At 46.8% G+C, this 24,552-nt stretch carries 19 protein-coding genes; 13 read left to right on the top strand and 6 right to left on the bottom strand.

Annotation, left to right across the window (positions count from 1 at the left end):
- Positions 1-401: 401 nt before the first annotated feature.
- A complete protein-coding gene (locus ACQKMP_RS16695) occupies positions 402-1,874 on the bottom strand; it encodes an alpha-amylase (RefSeq protein ID WP_339248695.1) in 1,473 nt (490 codons plus the stop codon).
- Positions 1,875-2,012: 138 nt separating this feature from the next.
- Positions 2,013-3,605, bottom strand: coding sequence for a histidine kinase N-terminal 7TM domain-containing diguanylate cyclase (locus ACQKMP_RS16700; RefSeq protein WP_076297963.1), 1,593 nt, complete (start codon positions 3,603-3,605; stop codon positions 2,013-2,015).
- 282 nt (positions 3,606-3,887) lie between these two features.
- Here ACQKMP_RS16700 and ACQKMP_RS16705 point away from each other — a divergent pair, with 282 nt between their 5' ends.
- From ACQKMP_RS16705 to ACQKMP_RS16730, 6 genes are all read left to right on the top strand, one after another.
- Positions 3,888-4,670 carry an ABC transporter ATP-binding protein gene (locus tag ACQKMP_RS16705; RefSeq protein ID WP_427470026.1) on the top strand — a complete coding sequence of 261 codons (783 nt, stop codon included), beginning with the start codon at positions 3,888-3,890 and terminating at the stop codon, positions 4,668-4,670.
- A gap of 2 nt (positions 4,671-4,672) precedes the next feature.
- On the top strand, positions 4,673-5,485 hold the full coding sequence (locus ACQKMP_RS16710; RefSeq protein WP_427470028.1) for an ABC transporter permease: 813 nt from the start codon (positions 4,673-4,675) through the stop codon (positions 5,483-5,485).
- Complete coding sequence (locus ACQKMP_RS16715) at positions 5,485-6,402, top strand: ABC transporter permease (RefSeq protein WP_427470030.1); 918 nt, start codon at positions 5,485-5,487, stop codon at positions 6,400-6,402. Before ACQKMP_RS16710 ends, ACQKMP_RS16715 begins: the two co-directional genes overlap by 1 nt.
- A 142-nt stretch (positions 6,403-6,544) precedes the next feature.
- Complete coding sequence (locus ACQKMP_RS16720; RefSeq protein ID WP_427470032.1) at positions 6,545-7,645, top strand: ABC transporter substrate-binding protein; 1,101 nt, start codon at positions 6,545-6,547, stop codon at positions 7,643-7,645.
- A gap of 104 nt (positions 7,646-7,749) precedes the next feature.
- Positions 7,750-9,213: a CoA-acylating methylmalonate-semialdehyde dehydrogenase gene (locus tag ACQKMP_RS16725; protein WP_379424711.1), complete on the top strand. Its 1,464-nt coding sequence runs from the start codon at positions 7,750-7,752 to the stop codon at positions 9,211-9,213.
- 31 nt (positions 9,214-9,244) lie between these two features.
- A complete protein-coding gene (locus ACQKMP_RS16730) occupies positions 9,245-10,603 on the top strand; it encodes an aspartate aminotransferase family protein (protein ID WP_427470034.1) in 1,359 nt (452 codons plus the stop codon).
- Here the strand turns inward: ACQKMP_RS16730 and ACQKMP_RS16735 are convergent.
- Entirely contained in the window at positions 10,578-12,266 is a 1,689-nt protein-coding gene (locus tag ACQKMP_RS16735; RefSeq protein ID WP_427470036.1) for a PucR family transcriptional regulator, read from the bottom strand. The genes ACQKMP_RS16730 and ACQKMP_RS16735 overlap by 26 nt on opposite strands.
- Positions 12,267-12,584: 318 nt before the next feature.
- Between ACQKMP_RS16735 and ACQKMP_RS16740 the strand changes: the two genes are divergently transcribed.
- The 4 genes from ACQKMP_RS16740 to ACQKMP_RS16755 are packed head-to-tail and all read left to right on the top strand — an operon-like array spanning position 12,585 to position 16,992.
- Positions 12,585-13,976, top strand: coding sequence for an NAD(P)-dependent oxidoreductase (locus tag ACQKMP_RS16740; protein ID WP_427470038.1), 1,392 nt, complete (start codon positions 12,585-12,587; stop codon positions 13,974-13,976).
- A gap of 45 nt (positions 13,977-14,021) precedes the next feature.
- Entirely contained in the window at positions 14,022-15,311 is a 1,290-nt protein-coding gene (gene preA, locus ACQKMP_RS16745) for an NAD-dependent dihydropyrimidine dehydrogenase subunit PreA (RefSeq protein WP_427470040.1), read from the top strand.
- A 2-nt stretch (positions 15,312-15,313) separates the two neighbouring features.
- Positions 15,314-16,741 (top strand): dihydropyrimidinase, encoded by a 1,428-nt coding sequence (gene hydA / locus ACQKMP_RS16750; protein WP_427470042.1) that lies wholly within the window; start codon positions 15,314-15,316, stop codon positions 16,739-16,741.
- Entirely contained in the window at positions 16,741-16,992 is a 252-nt protein-coding gene (locus ACQKMP_RS16755; RefSeq protein WP_042192649.1) for a hypothetical protein, read from the top strand. Before hydA ends, ACQKMP_RS16755 begins: the two co-directional genes overlap by 1 nt.
- A gap of 334 nt (positions 16,993-17,326) precedes the next feature.
- Here the strand turns inward: ACQKMP_RS16755 and ACQKMP_RS16760 are convergent, their stop codons facing one another.
- Positions 17,327-17,839, bottom strand: coding sequence for a GNAT family N-acetyltransferase (locus ACQKMP_RS16760; RefSeq protein WP_427470044.1), 513 nt, complete (start codon positions 17,837-17,839; stop codon positions 17,327-17,329).
- 182 nt (positions 17,840-18,021) lie between these two features.
- On the opposite strand from ACQKMP_RS16760, the gene ACQKMP_RS16765 reads away from it, so the two are divergent.
- Both ACQKMP_RS16765 and ACQKMP_RS16770 read left to right on the top strand, forming a co-directional pair.
- The gene (locus ACQKMP_RS16765) at positions 18,022-18,639 is read left to right on the top strand and encodes a TVP38/TMEM64 family protein (protein WP_042192646.1); all 618 of its coding nucleotides are present in this window, start codon (positions 18,022-18,024) and stop codon (positions 18,637-18,639) included.
- Between the two features lie 44 nt (positions 18,640-18,683).
- Complete coding sequence (locus ACQKMP_RS16770; RefSeq protein WP_427470047.1) at positions 18,684-19,598, top strand: aldo/keto reductase; 915 nt, start codon at positions 18,684-18,686, stop codon at positions 19,596-19,598.
- An 8-nt stretch (positions 19,599-19,606) separates the two neighbouring features.
- Here ACQKMP_RS16770 and ACQKMP_RS16775 read toward each other — a convergent pair whose 3' ends face one another.
- Positions 19,607-21,118 carry an aminotransferase class V-fold PLP-dependent enzyme gene (locus ACQKMP_RS16775; protein ID WP_339243879.1) on the bottom strand — a complete coding sequence of 504 codons (1,512 nt, stop codon included), beginning with the start codon at positions 21,116-21,118 and terminating at the stop codon, positions 19,607-19,609.
- A gap of 343 nt (positions 21,119-21,461) precedes the next feature.
- Here ACQKMP_RS16775 and ACQKMP_RS16780 point away from each other — a divergent pair, with 343 nt between their 5' ends.
- Entirely contained in the window at positions 21,462-23,699 is a 2,238-nt protein-coding gene (locus ACQKMP_RS16780; RefSeq protein ID WP_427470049.1) for a stalk domain-containing protein, read from the top strand.
- A gap of 77 nt (positions 23,700-23,776) precedes the next feature.
- Here the strand turns inward: ACQKMP_RS16780 and ACQKMP_RS16785 are convergent, their stop codons facing one another.
- Complete coding sequence (locus ACQKMP_RS16785; RefSeq protein WP_042192637.1) at positions 23,777-24,499, bottom strand: helix-turn-helix transcriptional regulator; 723 nt, start codon at positions 24,497-24,499, stop codon at positions 23,777-23,779.
- Positions 24,500-24,552 lie beyond the last annotated feature (53 nt).

The raw sequence follows: 24,552 nt of genomic DNA on the forward strand, positions 1-24,552 counted from the left end.
GCCCCTTTTTTTCGTTGAAGGTTAATTGAAGTTTGAAATGATGGTTTGAGTGAAACACCAATACAACAAGTAGGGAATTTCTCCCTGAAATTCTAAGATTACTGGTCATTAGATTTATAATTAGGGGAAATATCCCTAAAATTCATCTGATTTGGTCGGAAATCAAGGCATTACCCTAATTTTCAGGGAGCTTTTCCCTAATTACTGTTAAACTCACTCCGTCCACCGCACATCCCCGCTGCATATTCTCATCATCGTCTGCCATCATTACCCAATCTGAAAAGGTTTAATGGTTAAGTGAGATCTTTACTTGGACTATTTCATAAAATAGATGAAGCTGCCCCGTAAGCAGCATTCACTACTTTCGAGAGCAGCCTCATCTATTTTGAGTAACACAACCTTTATTTTTCGTCGGCTTTTTCATCAGGCAGAGCCCAGACAGATACGCTGCCACCGTTGACCGGGAAGGTCGCCCAGCCATCTTTTTCAATCGTTATAGTCGCCTTGTGATTATGAGTGAAATCTACCCATGCTTCACCCGCGCGTTGTTCCCCTACGAACATTCTTTTCTGACCGTTCTCACCGTTACTAATCACAACCGCACAGCCGGAGCGTTCGATGTCTTTCACGCCGAGTCGTGTCCAGCCAATCGTGTTGGGATGATCGAAATAATCCTTCTGCTCACCATAGGCTTTGTGATAGCGGGTATATAGCAGCGGGTCAATCGCCTCTTTTTTGCCTGCGACAGGTGTAGGTCCCTCGATCCCATAATAATCTCCATAAAAGACCACAGGATATCCGTCGCGTCGCAGTAGGATAAGTGCATAAGCACTTTGCTTAAACCAATCATCTACCCAAGATTCCAGAGCTTCATGGGGTTGAGAATCATGATTGTCAACGAACGTTACAGCATTGGTAGGATGGGTCTGCACCAGTGTGTCGTCGAGGATTTTGGTTAAATCAAAGTTTCTACCCCCCAAGGAAGCTGAATGCAGCTTGTAGTGAAGGGAGACATCGAAGAGATCGATCTTATAGTCGACGGTATTTAGAAATTGTCGGCAGGATTCTAAATCCGAATTCCAGAACTCACCCACGATATAGAAATCCTTCTCACATTTATTAAACATTTCTACCGCGAATTGTTTCACAAACTCATGGTTGATATGCTTGATGGCATCTAAGCGAAAGCCGCTGCAGTGGAGCGTGTCCACCAGCCATTTTCCCCATTGGATCATTTCCTTTTTGACTTCTGGATGACTGTAATCAATATTTGCGAACATTAGATAATCGTAGTTGCCGAACTCGTCGTCAACATTCTGGTTCCATGTTTTATTCTCGCCTGTGATACGGAATACACCTGTTCGCCCCGATTTGGCGTCAAAGTCAGTGCCGTTAAAATGATTGTGATTCCATTTAAAGGAAGAGTGTTCATCACCGCGGCCGGGGAAGGTGAATTTCGTCCAGCCCTCAATCTCGAAAGGCTTGGAAATTTCTTTCATCCGGTCATTAGGGTCGACCTCGATCACCTGGAAGACTTCCTTTTCATCCGCTCCTGCCTTGTGATTCATGACCAAATCAACGTACACGGCAATGCCGTTTTTTTGACATTCCGAAATGGCTTCAATCAGTGCTTGTTTGGTGCCATATTTGGTGCGTACCGTACCTTTTTGGTCATATTCGCCCAGATCGTATAGATCATACACGCCATAGCCTGTATCGTCGGCGGAGACGGCCTTTGTCACAGGAGGTACCCAAACAGAATCAATGCCTACGGCTTTTAGTGCGGAAGCTGTTTCTTTTAGGCGATCCCAGTGTTTCCCATCCGCAGCGACATGCCATTCAAAAAATTGCATCATTGTATGGTTCCTCATTATTTCTTGCGCCTCCATATCCATAAAGCGAATTTTTTCTACACTCTGATTAGATTTTCAGATAACTCTTATTAAACGTAAAAACAGACTATGAAAAATAAGGCAGGCTAATGAATGCGCTGGGAGGGACAAAGATGCGAATTATATAGGCTTGAAAAGTGTGATTTCTGATCTCTGGGAGAGGTGGACAGCATTGCGTCCGTTTCGTTTGGAACTGTACAGAGCATGGTCAGCCTCTGACAGTAGCTCTTCTAGAGTGGCTTTAGGACTTAGGGCTTCTACTACTCCGAAGCTGGCAGTCACGTTAATGGACCCGATGAGCGTATATAAGACACTTTGTTCAATATCTGCGCGGATAGTTTCACAGAGTTGTGCGGCTTGCTTCAGCGACGTATCTGGCAAACAGATCACAAATTCCTCACCGCCATAACGTCCGAAGATGTCACCCTCCCGGATATGTCTGTTGCATACCTCGACAATGTGCTGAAGGGCTTGATCTCCATATTGATGTCCGAATCGATCATTAATGCTTTTGAAGAAGTCTACATCCAGCAAAATAATCGATAGTGAACTCCGATTGCTCGCGGCCTGAACAAGAAGCCCTCGGCTCAGCTCCAAAAAATAGGTGCGGTTATAAATCCCCGTCAGACTATCCATCGTAGCCAATTGACGCAGCTTATCTTGAAGCAGTATTCGTTCAGTTACGTCAATCAGCATGATCATTTGTCCTGCTAAGTATCCCCCTTGTTTCTGTACGGGAGAGGACCGAATTTGGTAGTAACAAATCTCGTCTCCTTTGATCCAAGCAACTTCCCGTTCTTCGCGTAGCAGTGGCTCTGTATCCATAACATAGGACAAGGCATCTTTGCCGGCATTAAGAAACAGTTGAGCCAGCGGTTTACCAATCGCCGAGGAATTAAGTCCTTCTATCATATCCGCGGCTGCGCGATTGTAATCGACGAGCATGTCCGAACGATCGGTGACAAGCACCCCATCTCGCATGCTTTCGAACAGATTCTCACGGGCGATAGGCGCAGCTGTTAGCATACCTCTTGATAGGATAGCCCAGATATATAGGGTGGAAGTGATACTCATAATGATGGGAACGGGATCCATCCCGTAGGGAGTCAGGCCCATTAAATATAAAAAAGAGCCTAACGTTGGAAGGCTTAGTCCAATTAGAATGGTAACGATTTGTCTCCGGTATACCCGTTTCATCCGGTTCCACTGCCATAACATAAGGCAGATAGCTGCCAGTAGACAGCCAAAAGTAAAGCTGCCGTGAACGATATACCAAGGTCCCATCACTACATCAACGAGTGGGGAGGGCGTATTGTCTCGCAAATAAATGGATTTATAGAAGAGGTGGTGGTAATCATTGGTCCACACCATCAGTGTTGTGATGAACGGTATTATATACAGCGCTGCCCGCATGCCCTTTTTAATTAGACTCTCCAGCCCTACGAAATGCATCACCATAATAAGGCTGGCGGGCGCTATAAAAGGCATCCCCAGGTACTCTACTTTAATCCAAAAACTCATTTCCTCCAGTGTTTTGCCTGACAGTTCTAGTGCGAAGCCAAAGGTATAAATCGCGGAAGTGAAGGAGCTTATAACAAAGGCTCTAATTCCTAAGAAATCCGTTTTTTTATAGTAGGCGAAAAGGGCTAGTAAAACGCTCAGGACACCAGATATAGCCACAATAACAATATAATTCGAAATTACAGATCCCATGGGTCTATTGTCTCCTACTGAGGAAAGATATGGATAAATATTACCACAAATCTACAAATATTTAAAAATCACTTCATTTGAAACTCGAATAAATGTCCCCTAGACAAAATGACGTGATTTAGCGGGAGCTATTTTACTAATTGTCTAATGAGAGTCCAGTGAGCAGCGTGTAACATGTTAGTTAATACTACACAACAGAAGACTTTAACTCGACACACTTTCTAGTGAGTCAGATTAATTAACATTAATTGCATAGCTTATTTTGATAAGGGGGGGCTGAGGATGTCATTACTCGCGACAAATATTCCTGAAATTCAGCTGGAAAATGTTGAAATGCGCTATAGGGCAGAAGCTGCGGAAGTGCTTGCACTGCATCAAGTGAGTCTTGATATTGCAAAGGGGGAGTTCGTCTCACTGCTCGGACCTTCAGGATGTGGCAAAACAACGCTTTTGAGACTGATGGCCGATCTCATCGCGCCAACGGGCGGGAACATTGTAGTCGCTGGAAAAAGTGCTAAAGAGGCAAGGCTGGCGCAGAAATATGGCATTGTTTTTCAAAGTCCTGTGCTGTATGACTGGCGGAAGGTGAAGCATAACATCACATTGCCGCTGGAACTGATGGGAGTTAAAAAGTCGATCCGTGAAGAGAGGGCGCTGGAGCTTCTTGATCTAGTGGGCTTGCAGAGCTTCGCGGATAAATACCCTTGGCAGCTTAGTGGGGGGATGCAGCAAAGAGTAGCGATTGCCAGAGCGCTATCGATGGAGCCGGAAATTCTACTGATGGATGAACCGTTCTCTGCACTGGATGAGTTTACACGTGAGCGTCTGAACGAAGAGCTGTTATCTGTCTGGAGCAAGGTGCAGAACACGATTGTCTTCGTAACACATAGTATTCCTGAGTCGATATTCCTCTCTGACCGGGTGTTTGTTCTTTCCCCACATCCAGGTCGCTTATCCGCTGTGGTTGAAATTCCTCTGCCACGTCCGCGAACGGCGGAAATGAGAAACAGCCCAGAGTTTTTCAAGCTGATCGCAAGTATTCGCGACAGCTTTGAAGGGGTGTAGGGATGAAAGGGGGCAGTATCTTTGTACGGGGTCGCCTGCTGCCGTTGTTTGTCTGGATATTTGGTTTGCTGCTAGTTTGGGAAGGAGCCTCCTGGATGCTGCTCCATGTAGTGGGGACACCGTTAGCTCAGTCCAAGTTGCCTTACGTTCATGAGGTGCTATCCACGCTGTGGAAGTATAGTGGCACGCTTCTGAAGGAGGGGGCTGCCACCTTTGGCAATGCTGGTGTTGGCTTCCTGATTGGTGCGGCGGCTGGTGCTTCACTGGCGGTGTTAATGAGCTTGTCGAAGACGATAGAGCAGTTAACTTTCCCCTACGCTATCGCCTCGCAGATGATTCCGATCCTGGGGCTGGCGCCGATCATTTATGGGATTGTGAGAGATGAGCAGACTTCACGGATTATTATTTCGGGTTATATTACATTCTTCCCAGTGGCTCTCAATATGCTGCGTGGCTTGCGAAGTGTAGATCCTTCCGCGCTGGAATTAATGCATTCTTACGCTGCGAAGCCGTGGGCAGTCTATTGGAAACTCAGATTTCCGGCGGCCCTGCCGGGTTTGTTCGGAGGGCTTAAGATTGCTGCTCCGCTCGCAGTGACTGGTGCTATCCTGGTAGAGCTCATGGGTGCGCAGCATGGGATTGGCGTAATCATGCTGCGTAATCTCTACTACGGCAGCTCTCATACCTACATGTTCTGGTCTACGGTGATTGTCGGCGCTTTGTTGGGGATTGTAAGTTACTGGTTGATCAGTCTGATAGAACGTTTGGTGGCACCGTGGCAGCCTGAATTTCGACCGAAAGGAGGTAGCCGCTAATGGAAACCAACTCCGTTCGGGAGGCTTCATTTATAGGCTCTACTAGTAAAGAGGTGGCCCAGCCGGTATTAACGGGTACGCAGAAGAATGCTGTAGCCGTTCCGAAACCTGCGGAAGGTAGGGCGAGTCGAGGCGGCTCACGAATGCTGAAGAGGATATTTAGCACAGGGGTGCTGCTGCCTGTACTGGCAGGTCTGTTATTTCTTGCACTATGGGAATTTCAATTCTTTCATAAGATCTTTGATCTGAAAAAGTATCAACTCCCGTTGCCCACAGCAATTGCCACGACCATGAGGGATAATTTCAGCATGTTGCTATCCTATACCGGATACACCCTTACTGAGGCTGTGCTGGGAATGTTGGTTGGTTCTGCTATCGGATTTCTGATCGCTTTAGCTGCTACAGCTTGGCCGCGCTGGGGAAGTGGAAGTTTAACTTTGGTTGCTGCTCTAAATGCTGTGCCCATCGTCGCCCTCGCGCCCATTATGAATCTGTGGTTCGGGGATGGGATAGGCTCGCGGATTGCCATAGTAATGGCAACTACAATGGCGGCGATGGCGATTAACGCCTATAAAGGCATGGCGGCGATAGATCCATTGGCGCTGGATCTGATGCATTCCTATGCGGCAGGTAAACCGGCAGTGTTTCGTTATCTGCGGATTCGTAATAGCTTACCCTATGTATTTACAGCACTGAAGATCAACGCGACGGCGAGTATGATTGGCGCCATTGTTGGGGAATTCTTTTTCTCCTCAAAAGGGCTTGGGTACCTGCTCTCCAATTCCATTAAAGTTGCCAAAATGCCACTGGGCTGGTCCTGTATTGTGCTGGCTGCAATTGCCGGCGTGCTCTTCTACCTAGTGGTTGAGCGGCTTGAGAAAGTGTTCATCAAGTGGCATCCTTCGCAACGTAAATGAGCTCTATAACATCATTACATCCGGTCCTAGTGGGAAGGGAAAAGAGAAACCGCCCACGGCTGTATGCATACAACGCACCACGATGATTGTCCATACTGTGCTGCTTGTTACAAACAAAATTACGATAGGGGGAGTTCGATTGATGAACGGGAAAAAACGCAAATTTCGTGGTGGTTTGTTGGCGATCGTGATGATGTTAAGTGTTTCTTTAATGGCGGGTTGCGGGGGCAACAATAATAACTCGGCAGCCGAAGCTACGACTGCCCCTGAAGCTTCTACAGCTCCTGAGGCAAGTGCTACGGCTGAACCGGCGGCTGATCCAGTTACAGTGAAGCTGCAATTAAAATGGGTGCCACAGGCACAATTTGCTGGATATTTTGTGGCGCAGGATAAAGGATATTACAAGGAAGAAGGATTGAATGTAGAGATTTTGCCGGGAGGTCCGGATATTGTTCCGGAACAGCAAGTAGCAGGTGGCTCCGCAGATATCGGTGTGGGTTGGGTAGCCAGCTTGCTGCCGAGTCTTGAAGAGGGAATGCCGCTGGTGCAGATCGCGCAAATCTATCAAAAGAGCGGATTGGTCCTGGTCTCCAAAAAAACTGCTGGCATTAATTCAGCCGCTGATCTTAAGGGTAAAAAAGTCGGCAACTGGATGGGTGGCAACGAATTTGAACTATTAGCGTTATTCGATAAATATAAGTTCGATCCGAATAAGGACCTAAGCTTTACGAAGCAAGGGTTCACGATGGATCAGTTCTTGGGCGATCAGATCGATGCGGCCTCAGCGATGACTTATAACGAGTACCAAGTGGTGTTGGAGTCAGGTATTAAGGCTGAGGATCTGAACGTCATCGACATGAATACAGAAGGCGTTGCAATGCTTGAGGATAACTTGTTCGCGAATAAGGAATGGCTTGCGGAGAATAAAGAGACTGCAGCAAAGTTTGTACGTGCCTCCCTGAAGGGCTGGAAAGATGCAATTGCTGATCCTGCAGCTGCCGTGGACAGTGTGATGAAGCAAGCGGAAGACGGCAGTACGACGAAGGAACATCAGCTGACAATGATGACTGAGGTTGCCAAGCTGATTCTGCCTGAAGGCTTTGACAGTGCCAAGATGGGATATACCGATGCGGCGGCGTTCCAGCAAACCGCTGATATTTCGCTTAAATTTGGTGTCATTAAAGAACCGGTTAAGGTAGATGAGGCTTATACGAACGAAATCGTAGAAATGGCGGCAAAATAACCAATTGAGCTTAATGTTATAGTGGATGGCCGCCTGATCTGGCGGTCATCTATTATAATCAGCAGTCCATCAGTGCATCTGAAACAGAGAAAGAGGTGCGAGCTATGTCTCTCCTAGTAACGCAGGCTGAAAGAGTTAAGAATTATGTGAATGGAGCTTGGGTAGAATCGTCGTCCGGGCGAGATGAAGAGGTTTATAATCCGGCGACAGGTGAAGTGATTGCTTATGTGCCCATTTCTAGTAAGGAAGAGCTGGGTGCGGCGGTAGAAGCGGCTGCGGCGGCATTTCAAGCGTGGAAAAGGGTCGCTGTGCCGCGTCGCGCCCGCTACTTTTTTCAATATCAACAGCTGCTGGTAAAGCATTGGCATGAGCTGGCTCTGCTGATTACGCTGGAGAATGGCAAAAGTCTGGAAGAGGCGCAAGGTGAGGTGCAGCGTGGAATTGAGTGTGTGGAATTTGCCGCAGGCATCCCCACGTTGATGATGGGCAGCCAGCTTCCGGATATTGCTACCGGAATTGAATCCGGGATGTACCGCTATCCATTGGGGGTTATCGGGGGGATTGCCCCGTTTAATTTTCCGATGATGGTTCCTTGCTGGATGTTTCCGCTCGCCATTGCTTGCGGGAATACCTTTGTGCTGAAGCCTTCTGAGCGTACGCCTCTGCTGGTCAATCGGTTAGCTGAATTATTTGCTGAAGCGGGCTTTCCGCCAGGTGTGCTGAATGTGGTTCATGGAGCGCATGAGGTGGTGAACGGGCTGCTGGAGCATGATGAAGTGAAGGCGATTTCGTTCGTCGGTTCGCAGCCGGTTGCGGAATATGTATATAAGGCGGGGACGGCGCAGGGGAAGCGGGTTCAGGCATTGGCAGGCGCTAAGAATCACTCGATTGTGTTACCTGATGCGGAGCTGGATAATGCGGTGAAGAATATAATTGCCGCTGCGTTTGGCTCAGCGGGTGAGCGGTGTATGGCTTGCTCGGTTGTAGTGGTTCATGAGGATATTGCTGACGAGCTAGTGAGTCGTCTGGCTGCGGCTGCAGATGAACTTAAGATTGGTAATGGTGCTGATGACGGGGTGTTTTTGGGTCCAGTAATTCGCCAGTCGAATAAGGATCGGACTCTTTATTACATTGAGACTGGTGAAGCTGAACAAGCCGAGTTAGTGAGAGATGGGCGGAAAGATGCTGCTGTGGGCGGTGTGGGTTATTTTATCGGACCGACGATATTTGATCATGTACAGCCGGGAATGACCCTCTGGAAGGATGAGATTTTTGCACCGGTGTTGTCTGTGATCCGTGTGAAGAGTTTAAGTGAAGCGATTGCGGTAACGAATCAGTCCCCATTCGCGAATGGGGCGTGCATTTATACAGATAGCGCAAAGGCGATCCGCGAGTTCCGGGAAGAGATTGATGCAGGGATGTTGGGTGTGAATCTGGGTGTGCCTGCGCCCATGGCCTTTTTCCCCTTCTCAGGTTATAAGAAATCATTCTATGGAGATCTGCATGCCAATGGGCGTGATGGGGTGGAGTTCTATACGCGTAAAAAGATGATCACTGCCCGTTATTAGAGAAGATGAGCTACTGAGAGGAGAAAATGTTATGCAGAGTCTGGGGAACGATAGTGAGCTTGCGGTAAACAAGGATCGGAAATATTTATGGCACAACATTACACCTTATAGTGAAAAGAATCCGCCTATGATTGCCGCCTCGGCGAGTGGGTCGTGGATTACGGATATACAGGGCAATCGATTTTTGGATGGGATGTCTGGCTTGTGGTGTGTAAATGTGGGATACGGGCGCAAGGAGCTGGCGGAAGCTGCTTACAATCAGTTGCTGACCCTGCCTTATTTTCCTCTGACACAAAGTCATCTCCCGGCGATTGCGCTGGCGGAGAAGCTGAATGAATGGCTCGGAGACGAGTACGTGATCTTCTTTTCCAATAGTGGATCGGAAGCCAATGAGGCTGCTTTCAAAATGGCCCGCCAGTACCAGCAGCAAATCGGCCAGCATTATCGCCATAAATTCATTGCCCGTTATCGTGGGTACCATGGCAGTTCACTTGGGGCATTATCTGCAACAGGCCAGGCCCAGCGCAAATATAAATATGAACCGTTGGCGGGTGGTTTTCTGCATGTGGCTCCCCCGGACAGCTATCGCCGCCCGGCCGGGAAGACTGTAGAAGAATTCAACCTCCAGTGTGCACAGTCCATAGAGGATATGATCATCTGGGAAGGCGTGGAGACGGTAGCTGCGGTGATTATGGAGCCTGTAATTACGGGTGGTGGGGTCATTGTACCGCATCAGGTTTATTTGGATCGGGTGCAGGAAATCTGCCGTAAGCACGGTGTGTTGCTCATTATGGATGAGGTGATTTGTGGATTCGGACGTTCTGGACGTAAGTTTGGTCATCACAACTTTAATGTGAAGCCTGACATCGTAACGATGGCTAAGGGACTGACTAGCGCTTATCTTCCTTTATCCGCGACTGCTGTTCGTAAGGATATCTATGAGGTATTTAAGGACAATAGCGATGACTATGGGCATTTTCGCCATGTGAATACTTTTGGTGGCAATCCGGCTTCGTGTGCACTAGCGTTAAGCAATCTGGAAATTATCGAGCAGGAGAAGCTGGTGGAGCGTGCAGAGCTTTTGGGCAAAAGACTGAACACTGCATTCACCGAGTTACTGGATCACAAGCTTGTGGGTGATGTCCGCAGCTTTGGTTTGGTGACAGGGGTTGAGCTGGTTGAAGACAAGGTCAGTAAGAAGCCGGTTGATCTGAATATTGTGAAAGGGATTATTGCCGAATGTAAGTCCAAGGGGCTTATCATCGGTAAAAATGGCGATACCGTAGCTGGGTTCAACAATGTGCTTACCCTCGCCCCGCCGTTATCCTCCACGGATGAAGATATAGAATTTATTATCGATACCTTTAAATCTGTGCTGAACGGGGACTAGGCAAAGTGATTTTGTCTGGATATAGAAATTGGTAGGCGCGCAGGGCGACTTGAATGGAGATGCGATTCTCTGGCTGCATGAAGTCTTCACCCAGTAGCTCTGTTATTTTGTCCAGGCGATAATAAAGGGACTGTCTGACAATGAATAAGTTTCGAGCGGCAATTTGTTTGGAACCATCATGATCCAGATAAACACGAAGGGTAAGCAGCAGCTCGCTGCCTTTGGTTTGGTCGTGGTCAATTAGCGGGCCGAGATAACTGCGAATGAAGTTCTGCAACGTTTTCCCATCATTTAGGCTAAGTAGTAATTGGAATACGCCAAGCTCATCGTAAAAGAGCAGTGACTTCTGATAACAAGAGTATAGAGACAAAGCTTGCAAAGCTTCTTGATAACCGGAATAGGCCTGTTTTAGGCGCTTATGCGATTTACTGACTCCGATGACCAGCTGCAAATCTTTGAGCTTCTCGTCGGAGCGAATATGTTGAAGGGCCTCAAGTGCTTGCTGAAGCCGCATTTTTCCAGGCATTTTCGATTGAATGTCGAGGGCGATGACGGTGAGGCGATTGTTCTTGAGTGTGATCAGCGGACGTAGGGAATATTTTTCGAAAATGGAACGCAAGATGAGCGAAAGGTGGAAGGTAATTGATTCCCATTCGTTCTCTGAGCTGTTCCATTTTACGTCTCTAGGGTTCTTGATTTCGATAAGGCATACACGGTAAGGGAGTTCGTTGACCATGTTGAAATTGGAACCGATCAAGCCTTTTAAGCGATTGTCATCCTCTATACGACCATTGATCAGCTCGTCGACCCATAGATTTTCTGAAAAAAGCTTACGCTCCTCCATATACCGCGTCCGCAGCAGCTCTTGTGCAATGGACAAAGAGGCGGAATCCAACAGCAGACAGTCGAACTCCTGTGGTTTGTGATTGCATACCATCAGAATGTAAGCCCAGGTCTGATCCAGCGCACCTACAGGCTTGAGCGCGATGGTCTTCTGTCCATATTCCCGGATATAGGGGGCGGCGTCAGGTTGAATTCCTTCCAGCTCGTCGCCGAAGGCGGTGAAAAAATTCAGCAATGGAGCCTGCTCTTCCGGCGGAAGTGCCGGAAAAAATAAGGGTTTGCCTTGCAGCTGCATATAGACAATTTGTGTGCGGGTACTTTTGCACAATAATTGCAGCACTTTCAGCGTTCCTTGTGAAGTTAAGGTCAGGCGGTGGAATTCACGTGAGATTTTTTCAAGTTCTTGGAGCATCCGGTGATGCCGGTTGATGATAATCGAGTGAAGATCCAACGTGATATCTACGAAACGAACCGTGCGGGTGAAGATGATTAGCGGAAAGTCATGCCTGTCGGCTAAGTCGATCATCTCTTGCGGGATGGTACTGAAATACGTACCTAACTCAATACATAGGCAAGCTGCATTTTTGTCGATCAGGTTCTGCATAAACTCCAAGGAGGAAGGGAGATCGACACTTGCACCAATCCCCGTAGTCAAAATCATTTCTTCGCCATGAATCAGAGTCTCGAAGTTGGCACTTTCCAGCACATGCACCCAGCGAATGGCACGGCTTAGACCGCTTTTCCCGCCGATCACCTCGACTTCTGCGAATAGTGGTCTTTTTAAAGCGTCACGAATGGTTAATACAAGCTCCCAGTCCATAGTTACTCCCCCTCGATCTTCTGTGCTCTGGCCTTCGGCTAATGCCCTGTTATTCTCAGCCTATTCTCATACGTAAAAAATACAGTTTTGAAATTAGACAAAGTGTCTAATGCAACGAAAATTCGAAATGACTATAGTTTGATTAACGAATGTTAGTATATATAACCTAATCAGGAAGAATATTGAGAGATAATTTCTGTTAATGCTTATATTACTACAATAATTCAATGATGTAAGCAAAATATTCAGAAAAAACTTGAAATAATGTTATATTATATAACACTAATATGAAAAATTACCCATAAGGAGGGACTAGTGATGGAGCATTCATCTCCGTTAACAGCATTTACACCTGATATGTTCAGGCGCAATTTCGCCGAGGCTGAGCCGCCTCTGACCCATAAGGGTGCCATGGATGAGTCCAATCGCTGTCTATATTGCTACGATGCCCCATGTATAAAAGCGTGTCCGACCAGCATTAATATTCCCTCCTTTATCAAACGGATCGCTACTGACAATTTGAAAGGCTCGGCACAGACGATTATGGATTCCAATCCAGTGGGTGCCAGCTGTGCTCGTGTTTGTCCTACAGATGAGCTGTGTGAAGGAGCCTGTGTGTTAAATGATGCCTCGGCGCCGATCCAAATCGGACTGCTGCAGCGTTATGCAACAGATTGGGCGATGAACAGCGGAGTTCAATTATTTAAGGCTGGCATTCCTAATGGGAAAAAGGTAGCCGTAATCGGTGGAGGTCCTGCGGGATTGTCTGCGGCTAGGGAACTCGCCCGTGAAGGTTTCGCTGTTGTGATCTACGAAGCGAAGGCGTTAGCGGGTGGGCTGGATACGCATGGGATTGTGTCGTTTCGGCTTCCGCAGTCTGTATCTCTTTGGGAAGTGGAGCAGATAGAGAAGCTGGGTGTGGAAATACGTACAGGTGTAAAAGTCGGAGTAGATGTCTCTGTAGATGAGCTGAAGTCGAACTATGATGCTATCGTTTTGGCGGCGGGTATGGGATATGTGCCTCCAATAGGGATTGAAGGTGAAAAAATGGCTGGAGTTTATGACGCTATTGCGCTTGTAGAATCTACTAAGACGGGCATTCCTCTGCTAGAGCTGATGGGTCAGCGGGTCGCTGTCATTGGTGCAGGGAATACGGCTATTGATGCAGCGACTTGCTCAGTGCGGCTGGGAGCCACCAATGTGAAAATGGTCTACCGCCGGACCCGCGAAGAGATGACGGCATATGACTTTGAATATGAATTCGCGAAGCAGGAAGGTGTGGAGTTCAGCTGGCTTACCTTACCGAAACGTATCGTGGGTGATGAGCTTGGGAATGTAACCGCACTGGAGTGTATGCAGATGAAGCTGACGAAGGAGCTGGGCAAAGATGGGCGTCCAATACCTATGCCGATCGAGGGTTCTGAGTTCTTGATTCCTGTAGATGCGGTTGTAATAGCTATTGGTCAAAAGCGTCGTCTAGATCTAATAGATTCCTTAGGTCTTATGCATGACCGTGGGGTTGTTAAGGTGGATGAGGTCACCTGCCAAACCTCCGATCCGCAGATTTATGCCGCTGGGGACATTATTTTTGGTTCAGGTAAGGGTGAGGCCATGGTTGTGTCAGCAGCACAGCAGGGAAAAGATGCAGCCCATGCGATTGTTAAACAATTCTTAGGCCAGCAGGAGGTCGTTGTTAGATCAGCGGGCTGAGCGTAGAAATCAAATTGGATTTTTCATGACAGGGAGGGAACAACAATGGCAGATTTAAGTATTAATCTCGCAGGAATCCAATCGCCGAATCCGTTCTGGCTGGCCTCCGCGCCGCCTACGAATACAGGTTATCAAGTGCAGCGGGCCTTTGAAGCAGGTTGGGGCGGGGCGGTGTGGAAGACGCTCGGCGATCCGATCATTAATACCTCATCGCGTTTTGCGGCAGTAAATTTCAATGGGCAACGGGTTGCGGGCTTTAATAATATTGAACTGATCACCGACCGTCCGCTTGAAGTTAATCTGAAGGAAATCTATGAAACGAAGAAAAGATTTCCGAATCATGCGATTATAGCCTCCCTGATGGTAGAACCATCGCAGCATAAATGGCATGAGATTGTTAAGCGGGTAGAGGATGTGGGTGTAGACGGTCTGGAGCTTAACTTTGGCTGTCCGCACGGAATGGCTGAGCGTGGAATGGGCGCTGCTTCGGGGCAGCAGCCTGATCTGGTGCAGGCACAGACCACCTGGGTAAAAGAAGTTGCAACGACCCCGGTGATTGTGAAGCTGACGCCTAATATTACGGATATCACCGTCGTTGCCCGCCATGCGGTTAAGGGTGGAGCGGACGCGATTAGTATGATCAACACGATCAACAGTCTTGCTGGTGTAGATATTCATAGCTGGAACACAATTCCGAATGTTGGGGGGCAGGGTGCGCATGGCGGTTACTGCGGGCCGGCCGTGAAACCAATTGCGCTTAGTATGGTGGCCGAGTGTGCCCGTGACCGGGGAGTAGGCATTCCTATCTCCGGTATTGGAGGGATTTCGACCTGGCAGGATGTTGTTGAATTCATGCTGATGGGTGCTACGGGCATTCAAGTATGTACAGCGGTCATGCATCATGGCTTCCGGATTGTGGAGGAAATGATCGATGGCCTGAACAACTATTTGGATGACAAAGGTTTGGCTTCCGTAACAGAGTTAATCGGTAAATCGGTATCCCGTTACTCCAACTGGGGTGATCTGGATCTCAACTATAAGGTCGTTGCCCGTATTAATGAGAACAACTGCATTAACTGTAATAAATGCCATATTGCCTGCGAAGATGCTTCACATCAGTGTATTGATATGTTAACTAATGCAGATGGGAAAGCTATTCTACAGGTCCGCGAGGAAGATTGTGTAGGTTGTAATCTTTGTTCAATTGTCTGTCCAGCAGACGGCGCGATCGATATGGTTCCAGTGGACACCGGGGCAGCCCCTCTGACCTGGAATGAAAGGCAGAAGGTGATCAGTAGCTTGAATGGCTCCTATTCGGAAGTGGAGGTGGTATAAGGATGAAGAAAATTATTAAAAATGGCATCATCGTTACCGCAGCAGATACTTATACAGGCGATGTGGAGATTGAAAACGGGGTTATTACGGAGATTGGCCTTCATTTGGATGTCCCTGGTGCGGAAATTATAGATGCCTCGGGGTGTTATGTTTTTCCTGGAGGCATTGATCCTCATACGCATCTGGATATGCCTTTTGGCGGCACGGTTACAGCCGATGATTTCGAGACGGGAACCATTGCGGCTGCATATGGCGGAACGACCACAGTCATTGATTTTTGCTTAACCACCAAAGGACAACCGCTACAGCAAGCCGTAGATACATGGCATCATAAGTCGCAGGATAAAGCGGTGATTGATTACAGCTTCCACCTTATGGTCTCAGAACTAAACGATAAAGTACTGGGTGAGCTTCCGGAGATAATTGAGAATGAAGGCATTACCTCGCTCAAAGTATTTATGGCTTATAAGAATACTTTTCAGGCGGATGACGGCACACTTTTTAAGACCCTCCAAGCTGCGAAAAAAGAAGGTGCACTCGTTATGGTGCATGCGGAGAATGGAGATGTCATTGAATATCTTGTAGAGCAGGCTTTGGCCGCAGGCAATACCGACCCGATCTTTCATGCGCTGACCCGCCCGCCGGAGCTGGAGGGTGAAGCTACGGGACGCGCAGCTTATCTAACCGAACTGACAGATTCTCAGCTGTATGTTGTACACGTGACCTGTGCGGAAGCTGCTTGGAAGATTGCTGAAGCGCGTAAAAAGGGACTGCGCGTCTACGGCGAGACTTGTCCACAGTATTTAGTGCTGGATCAGACGGCGCTGGAAAAGCCTAATTTCGAAGGTGCTAAATACGTGTGGTCTCCGCCCCTGCGTGAGCAGTGGAATCAGGATGTTTTGTGGGATGCGCTATGGAGCGGCAGCTTGCAGACGATTGGCTCTGACCAGTGCTCGTTTGATTTCAAAGGACAAAAGGATCTGGGGCTAGGCGATTTCTCCAAAATCCCGAACGGTGGGCCGACCATTGAGGACCGGTTTACGATTCTATATTCGGAAGGTGTGCAGAAAGGCCGGATCTCATTGAACAAATTCGTAGACATTATTGCTACCTCTAGCGCCAAGCTGTTTGGCTTGTATCCGCAAAAAGGCACGGTCGCGGTAGGCAGTGACGCTGACTTGGTTATTTTTGATCCGGCTGTAGAAAGAATACTCTCCGCAGAAACACATCATATGAACGTCGATTATAATGCGTTTGAGGGTTTTGAAGTAAAGGGAGAGCCTGTTTCCGTCCTCAGTCGAGGCGAGTTTGTGATTCGAGACAAGCAATTTGTTGGTAAACCCGGGTCGGGAAAATATTTAAAGCGCAAGCGTTTTGCAGCGGAGGCTCCTCTTCCTTCCAAGGCGGAAATAAGCGGAGGTGTTGTCTGATGTCTGCTTTTGCGGAATATGCCAAAGAACAGCAGGAGATTGATGGGCTGCTTTTTAAAGGATATACGATTGCCAGCATCCAAGAGGATTTGGACGGTGCCCGAATAAAGTTTGTCAGAGGGGAACCGGCTAAGGGCTCGATGGAGTTATTATTGCTGACAGCAGATGCTCGTAAGTATGTGACAACCCTTGTGGTTTCGGGGCTGAGGGCGGAAGGTGAGCAGGCGGGTTGTTACAGTGCAGAGGTTTGAAGTGAATGAATTGAAAGCCGAGTAGTAAGCTTCTAGATCGGGAGGCTTGGTGCTCGGCTTTTTGTTGTGTCATTGTAAAGCAGGTGCTGAAAATCTGACGTTATTTTGCGTAATTGTTCTGGGAGGACAATTATAGGGAAAACCTCCGTATATTTAGCCGATTACGGTTATGAAATAGACATTAAAGGGAATACCTCCCTATAAATCACTATGATATCCCTGATTTTGAACGATTCCGGTAAATTAAAGGGAGCTTTTCCCTTTATATTGGTTTTTATCTCCTGTAACACCTAGATATAGGGAGACTTTCCCTATATCTAGTCCTCTATCTGATTTACAGCTTCTGTTCACGCTCCATATACTCATGCCGTAATATGGACATGATATGCAGAGATTCAAAGTGTTCTCCTACTTTTATACAGTCACGTAGAGTACCTTCCAGTGTAAAGCCACAGCTTTCATAGACATGGCGTGCCCTGTGGTTATGGTCTCTAACATCTAACCATAGGCGATGTGATTCAGTGTGGCGAAAGATCCAGTCGGTCACGAGACAAAGCGACAGCTTACCATACCCAAACCCCTTGGAATGGATGACGATTCTTTTAATACAAACGGTAAGATGAGTGTCTTGAAGTCCTGTAATGATGATATAACCGACTCTTTTTCCTGAACTATCCCAAATTATAAGATGTAGAATATCTGGGTCTTGGAGGGCTGCAGCGTGTTCCGCTTTAGTCCATTGACCAATATAGATGCGGTTTAGTTCACTTTGTTCGATGGCTAGAACGAACGCTAAATCCTGCACGGTGGTACGTTGTAAATCCAAGGCTTCTGAATGGATGATCATAACCATGCGCCCCTGTCTCATATGTATTTTCTATCTATGGTAACTGACGGTCTGCTCGATGTCATTCATGTAGTTCTAGCTTGTTTTCTTTATATTGGAACAGCTGTAGGAATGCTCGCAACTTCGTGTATAATTGAGACCAGGTGTTAAGAATTCCAATCGGATGAGGAGATCAGCTGGTTATGTACTTTCTTGATATTATGTCTTGGCTGACAGAGGATAATCTGCGGCATCTGCTTGAACAATATCGTTCGTTTGGGCCCTTTCCGGGCATTGCGTTAACGTTTTTGAAATCATTTATACCACCACTACCAACTATTGCGATCGTCGGATTAAACGGGGCTGTATATGGTTTATGGTTAGGTTTTTTGTATTCTTGGATCGGCTTGGTTGCGGGCTGTGTGACAACATTTTGGATTATTCGCAAAGTAGCTTCGCATCGGTATCTGCGAAAATGGGCAGAACGGCCAAAGGTAGCCAAAAGTATGACATGGGTGCGGCAAAGCGGATTCAGTTATGTATTTCTGCTTAGTATATTCCCGGTAGGCCCCTTCGTTGTAATTAATATGGCTGCTGGTCTTGCTGGTATGAGGTTTCGTTCATACCTCCTTGCGCTCACTGTGGGCAAAGCGATCATGGTATTTGCAGTTTCATATATTGGAAATGATCTGGAACGATTTATCCGCCAGCCGTGGGAGATCATCTATGTCTTGGTGTTTATTGGATTGTCACTATGGGGAGTTAAAGCCATCGAGGCGCGGTTCGCTAGAACAGTGGAAGATGGAAACAAGGCCGCTTAGTACTGTGAATGGACTATTTTAATAAAACAAAGGAGGAAATGATGATGAAATATCGTAAACTTGGCAGTACAGGGATGAATGTATCGGTGATCGGATTGGGTACTTGGCAGTTCGGTGGAGAGTGGGGCAAGGATTTCACTCAAGCAGAAGTCGATGCCATGTTAGATAAGGCTGGAGAGCTCGGTATTAACCTGATTGATACGGCAGAATGTTATGGAGATCACTTGTCAGAGAAGTTCATCGGGGGTTATCTGGCTCGCCGGAAACGTGAGGACTGGATTGTAGCTACGAAATTCGGTCATCATTTTCAGGGACATTTGCAGCGGGAACAGTTATGGCGTGCTGAGGATGTGCTGAAGCAGCTGGATGATTCCCTGCGTGCACTTCAGACCGAGTACATCGACCTCTATCAATTCCATTCCGGAACGGATGAGCAATTCGATAATGACAAGTTGTGGAGCATGCTCGACAGACAGAAGCAGGCAGGGAAAATCCGTCATTTAGGCGTCTCGATAAGTGCATCAGTCTCGGGTGTACATCAGACCTCTGCAGCAGCGGATGTGCAAGCAGAGGCCATACAAGTAGTATATAATCGGCTGGATCGTCAACCTGAGGAAGAGATTCTTCGACTCTGCATCGAGCATAAATTAGGTGTGTTGGCGCGTGTTCCGTTAGCGAGTGGTTATTTAAGCGGCAAGTACAAGCCGGATGCGGTATTTGGTCAGGGTGATGTGCGTGCTAACCATAAAGAGGATGTAAGGCAAAAACAGCTGCGCGCTGTAGCTGAAATTGCAGCCAATGAAGTCCCTTCTGGACTCGATATGGCGCAGTGGGCTTTGGCGTGGTGCCTTCAGCATCCCGCAGTAACCAGTGTAATTCCAGGTTGTAAAAATGTAGAACAAGTTATCTCCAACGCTAGTGCTGCCGATCTGGACATGGTGAAGGACATTACACAATAAGCTGGGAACTAAACCGAAAAAAGCGCTTTGACCTTCGCCTCTGCGGGATCCTCATTGTAGATATGAGTCCAACTGTTTGTAGAAGCATCATAAAAATAGTCCTGTTTCCATAGTTGGAAATGGATCACGATAGTTCGTACAGCGGATACAATTCTCTCTACCTCCTGATTTGTCATAATGGGGTGTAGAGAGATGCGGATCCAACCCGGTCTAAGCGACTGGTCTCCTATAGTAATTGCCTCAGCGATCTGAGCAGATTGCGCCCACCCTAATTCAAGTAAGTAATGCCCATAAGGACCTGCACAAGAGCAACCACCCCGGGCTTGTATACCAAAGCGATCATTCAGTAGTTGAACTGCAAGATTATAATGAATATCACGTAGTGTAAAAGAGACAATGCCATGACGTTCTGTATGATGTCCAGCTAGCAGCGAGCATTCGGGTATGCTACGGAGTCCGTTCATTAATTGCTGGCATAGCTCGTGCTCTCTAATCACCATATATTGACCGTTTCCATTCATCTGTTCCTTCAGCTTCACACAAAGTGCCGTCCGAAAAGCTTGCAGAAACCCCGGTGTTCCCCCGTCTTCCCGCATCTCTATTTCGTTGGTGTAGCGGCGTCCTCCCCAAGGATTGACCCAAGCCACTGTACCTCCACCCGGTTCGTCAGGAATACGTCCATTACTTAGAGCCTCATCAAAAATTAGAACGCCATTCGTGCCCGGTCCACCCAGAAATTTATGCGGAGAAAAAAAGATTGCATCCAGCTTCTCCAGCGGTGAGACAGGATGCATATCGATAGGCTCATAGGGTGCGCTGGCGGCAAAATCTACAAAACATAGGCCTCCGTGACGGTGCATAATCGCGGCAAGCTTCTGGTAGGGAGTCTGAATTCCGGTCACATTGGAGCAAGCCGTAAATGAACCGATTTTCCAGCGGCGATGCTGATACAATTTCAACTGGGCTTCAAGCTGCTGAAGATCTATATTTCCGTTTTCTCCGGGAGGAACAGTCACAACATCACCAATCCCCTCCTGCCAGGGAAGGATATTGGAATGATGCTCCATATGGCTGGTGAAGATCACAGGACGTTCCTCCATCGAATGGGCGCTATAGTCCTGAATCCACTCAGGGAGTCTTAAGCCCATGATACGCTGCAGCTTGTTTACGGCTCCCGTTGTTCCATTTCCGCAGAAGAGCAGGATGTCCTGAGGGCCAGCATTTACATGCTTTTTAATAATTTGTCGCGCTTCATTATAAGCCAGTGTCATGGTTAAACCGGTCGTGTTGGAGTCTGTATGTGGATTACTAACATATGGACCGAAGGCTTCCTGCAGCTTCCGTTCAATCGGTTCATATAAGCGTCCGCTTGCGGTCCAATCGGCATACAGCAGGGGCTGTCTACCATAGGGTGTGGTGATCTGATGCCGAATTCCAATGGTGTGCTCACGAAAAATCTCGAAATGGTTTTGTAGTGAAGCGGGCGTCTCTGCAGAAGAGGCGTGGATGATGTTTAGCACGGATTTCCCTCCAGCCCGTACGCCGATAGTGGTAAGGTCATAGTTTATTTTCGGCGTGCCAGTAGTTTCTATGGCATTAGTATATGCTTGCTTGGAGAATTGGGTTAAAGCCTAGGTGGAGTTTATAGGAATAACAAATAAAGGAGATAGAGGTGAATGGTGTAATTAATATACAACATTGTTTTTTATTTACTTATAATGAAACTTTTTGAGATCTACTGCGTCAAATAATACGATTTGAAATAATGAATGTACCATGAAGTAAAAGCACTGTCTCGTTATATAAGAGGAAGGTAAAGTTAGGGGCCACTTATATTCATAAATGGAGCAGAGGAGTCAAATCATGCATTTAAAAAAACTATCATTAGTTGTACTATTGGCCGTATCTCAGACTGCTGCGGCAGTGCCCGTTTTTGCTGAAGCTGGAAATATTACCTCCAGTAACACCAGTGGAGTAAGAGTGGCTACTACATCTGTTGCGGAAGTAATTCCAGAAGCTACTGATCCATTGCCATTATTGACACGTCCGGTAGCAGAAGGGGCAACAGCAACAGCAACACCAACACCAACAGCGACAGTAACGCCTATTACAGGGGTAACAACCGATTCTACTTTAACAACGTTACCATCCCCCACACCGAGTCCAAGTCTTACACTTATACCTGCGACCACCACACCACCGATTACAACTGATATAGTTAATGCAGGGGCTAGCAATCAGCTTGTACTTATGATGAATAGTAACAAAATGTATCAGAATGGCATTGAATATTTGGCTAATCAGCCAATGGCAGTGAAGAATGGCGTTTCCTACGTTTCGATTAGAGCTATGGTTGAACGTGTAGGTGTGAAATACATTTACGATTATAAGACGAAAGAGACTATTGTTACTAAAGGCAGCGACGTTATGCGGTTCAAGACAGACAGTAAGATTTATTCCGTAAATGGTAAGAATGTGACAATGAAAGGTCCAGCATATCAATTCAAAGGAACCTTTATGATTCCATTGACGTCCATTACTGGGGCGCTGGGCATTCCGTATACCGTGGATAATGTGCAAAAACGAGTCATTCTTTCGCTAAATTTGAAGCCTAAAGCTTCTTTTACAGTACCGGCTATAATTTATGCTGGTGATCCAGTGAATTTCCTGACTTCTAGCTCTTCACCGATTGGTTCAGCCATAGTTGAAGAGAAGTGGGAAGGGAAGCAGGATATCTATGATACACCTGGGCAATATGTAGTATCCTACTCTGTTAGGGATGCTAATGGACAATGGAGTGATCCTTACTCAACGACGATCACGATTCTAAAACCGAATACACCGCCGGTTGCAAATTTTACGACCGATAAGAATTCCTACAAAATGGGTGAGATGATCACTTATACGGATATGAGCACCGACCCAGACGGAGATACACTTAAAACAACGACCTGGACGAATAAAGCGGAAGCTTTCTTCACGCCTGGTCCTGCAACAGTTTCTATTCAAGTAGAAGATTCACATGGCGCAATCAGCACTTTTGAAAAAGTCATTAATATTACGGGTGAAGTCTTGTACAGTAAAGAAGATTTCTATAGATTGTTCGCTTCTCCGGGTAGTGTATTTGATATTGACGGATCTAATGTTCCAAACTGGCAGAAGGTAGCTTATACGCTCACTTCTGAGCCTTATAATCTTATTCGCGCTAACAGTCCAGAAACCGTAAATATGGAAGGGATTACTTATCGTGAAACATCGTTCGGTGGAACCCGCTTTTTGATTCACCACAAGAATAATATGAATACTAAAATGAAGGTATATGTGATAGCTAAGAACAACAATCTATCCCCTACGACGATCACAACAGAATATTTAGGCGTTGGAGGCCCACATCCCTTTCCGGAAGCTACGGGTAAACTCTCAGTGCAACGTTATTGGGAATCCATGCAAACGAAAAAAGATTACAAGACAACGGTCCTGCAACCTGGTGAAAGCGTCTCTATCCTGTCTGATCTGAATAATATTGCAATAAAACCGAGCGAAATCGTTTCACTCCAAGCGGACTTATATAGTGATTATCCTATTGAATACAATGTTATGATGATTGATGCGAATAAAGATCCGTTAACCACACTTCCTACGCTTCCAATACTGGATCGTGATGGCGTGCATAACCGAGGGACTTATGCTGATTCTACACGTATCATGACTGTTACGGATGAAGTAGGAAGAACACCTGCGAGACTTCTCATCGGTGATAATTCAAGTGATTTGAATTTGATGGGCACCGACCCTATGTCAGGAACTGTGGCATCCAATGCAGGCAACTTCGGAGTACTATACAAAATCAAATTTGAACATGTTGCTCCCAATTCATTAATTACCTTTAACCCGCGTGGTGGTAATTATATGGGACCTGTTATGGTGAATGGTCAAATTGTTCAAATGCCAAGTACCGGCAGTATTACAAATGCAAACTTGAATAGTGTGGTTTATCGTACAGGTGATGAAGGGGGCTCTGTTGAGATATTGTTCACTGCAGCGTCTGGTAGTAATTTGCCGGTTAACTTCCTGATTACACCGCAACCACCGAAGAGATAGTTATGCAAAGTAATCATTAGGGGGACCAAAAGGCGAGATTCCATTCGGCTATGAATGAGAATTCGCCTTTTTGCTTTTCATTTCATGTGATCTTTTCGATACTCCCTTGCGGTCATGCCTAGATGCGTCTTGCAGTAGGTAGAGAAGTAGGCAGAGGAAGCGAAGCCAAAGATATCACTAATATCCTGAAGCGCCATATTTGTATGGATCAGGAAGTTCTTGATCGCATCCATTCTTTCTTTATGGATGAAGTTGAGGACAGTGCTCCCTGTTTCTTGTTTGAATAGCGTTGCGAGGTAATTCGGATGCAACTGCACGATTTCCGCAACCCGCTCTAGCGTAGGCTTCTCTTCAATGTGCTTTTTAATATAGGCGATCGTCTTATTAATGATGGGACCATACGAATACGAACGATGGGTTGAGATGACACTAATAAAGCTATTTAGCATGAGGTATTCAATCTCAACGGTCTTCACGATCGAGTCGCTCTCATCAATTAAGTTGATGTAATGGTCACTGAGAATGAACGCGGACTCGGAATCGACTCCCGCCTCAATGATCGCACGCGTAAAAATGGTGCAGCTAGCGACTAGAGAATATTTCAACGACTGCAAAGGCTTCGGTGACAGGTTGGCTCGTTCCAGCAGGTTGATTTCATTCAATATTTTAACGGCACCTTCACGATCAATGCGTTGGATTGCATAGACGAGCTTCTTTTCGTGCTCATAGGAAGGGTGCATATAGTTCTGATAGCGATTCTTCGCCATATTGCGTTCGAGGACGGCAGTAATGTCTAGCATGGATAATCTCCTTTAGGCTACCTGTTTAAGGGAGGATTTTACAATATAATCCG

This window comes from Paenibacillus sp. NPDC101420, assembly GCF_050277435.1.
In the GTDB taxonomy this organism is placed as follows: domain Bacteria; phylum Bacillota; class Bacilli; order Paenibacillales; family Paenibacillaceae; genus Paenibacillus_AQ.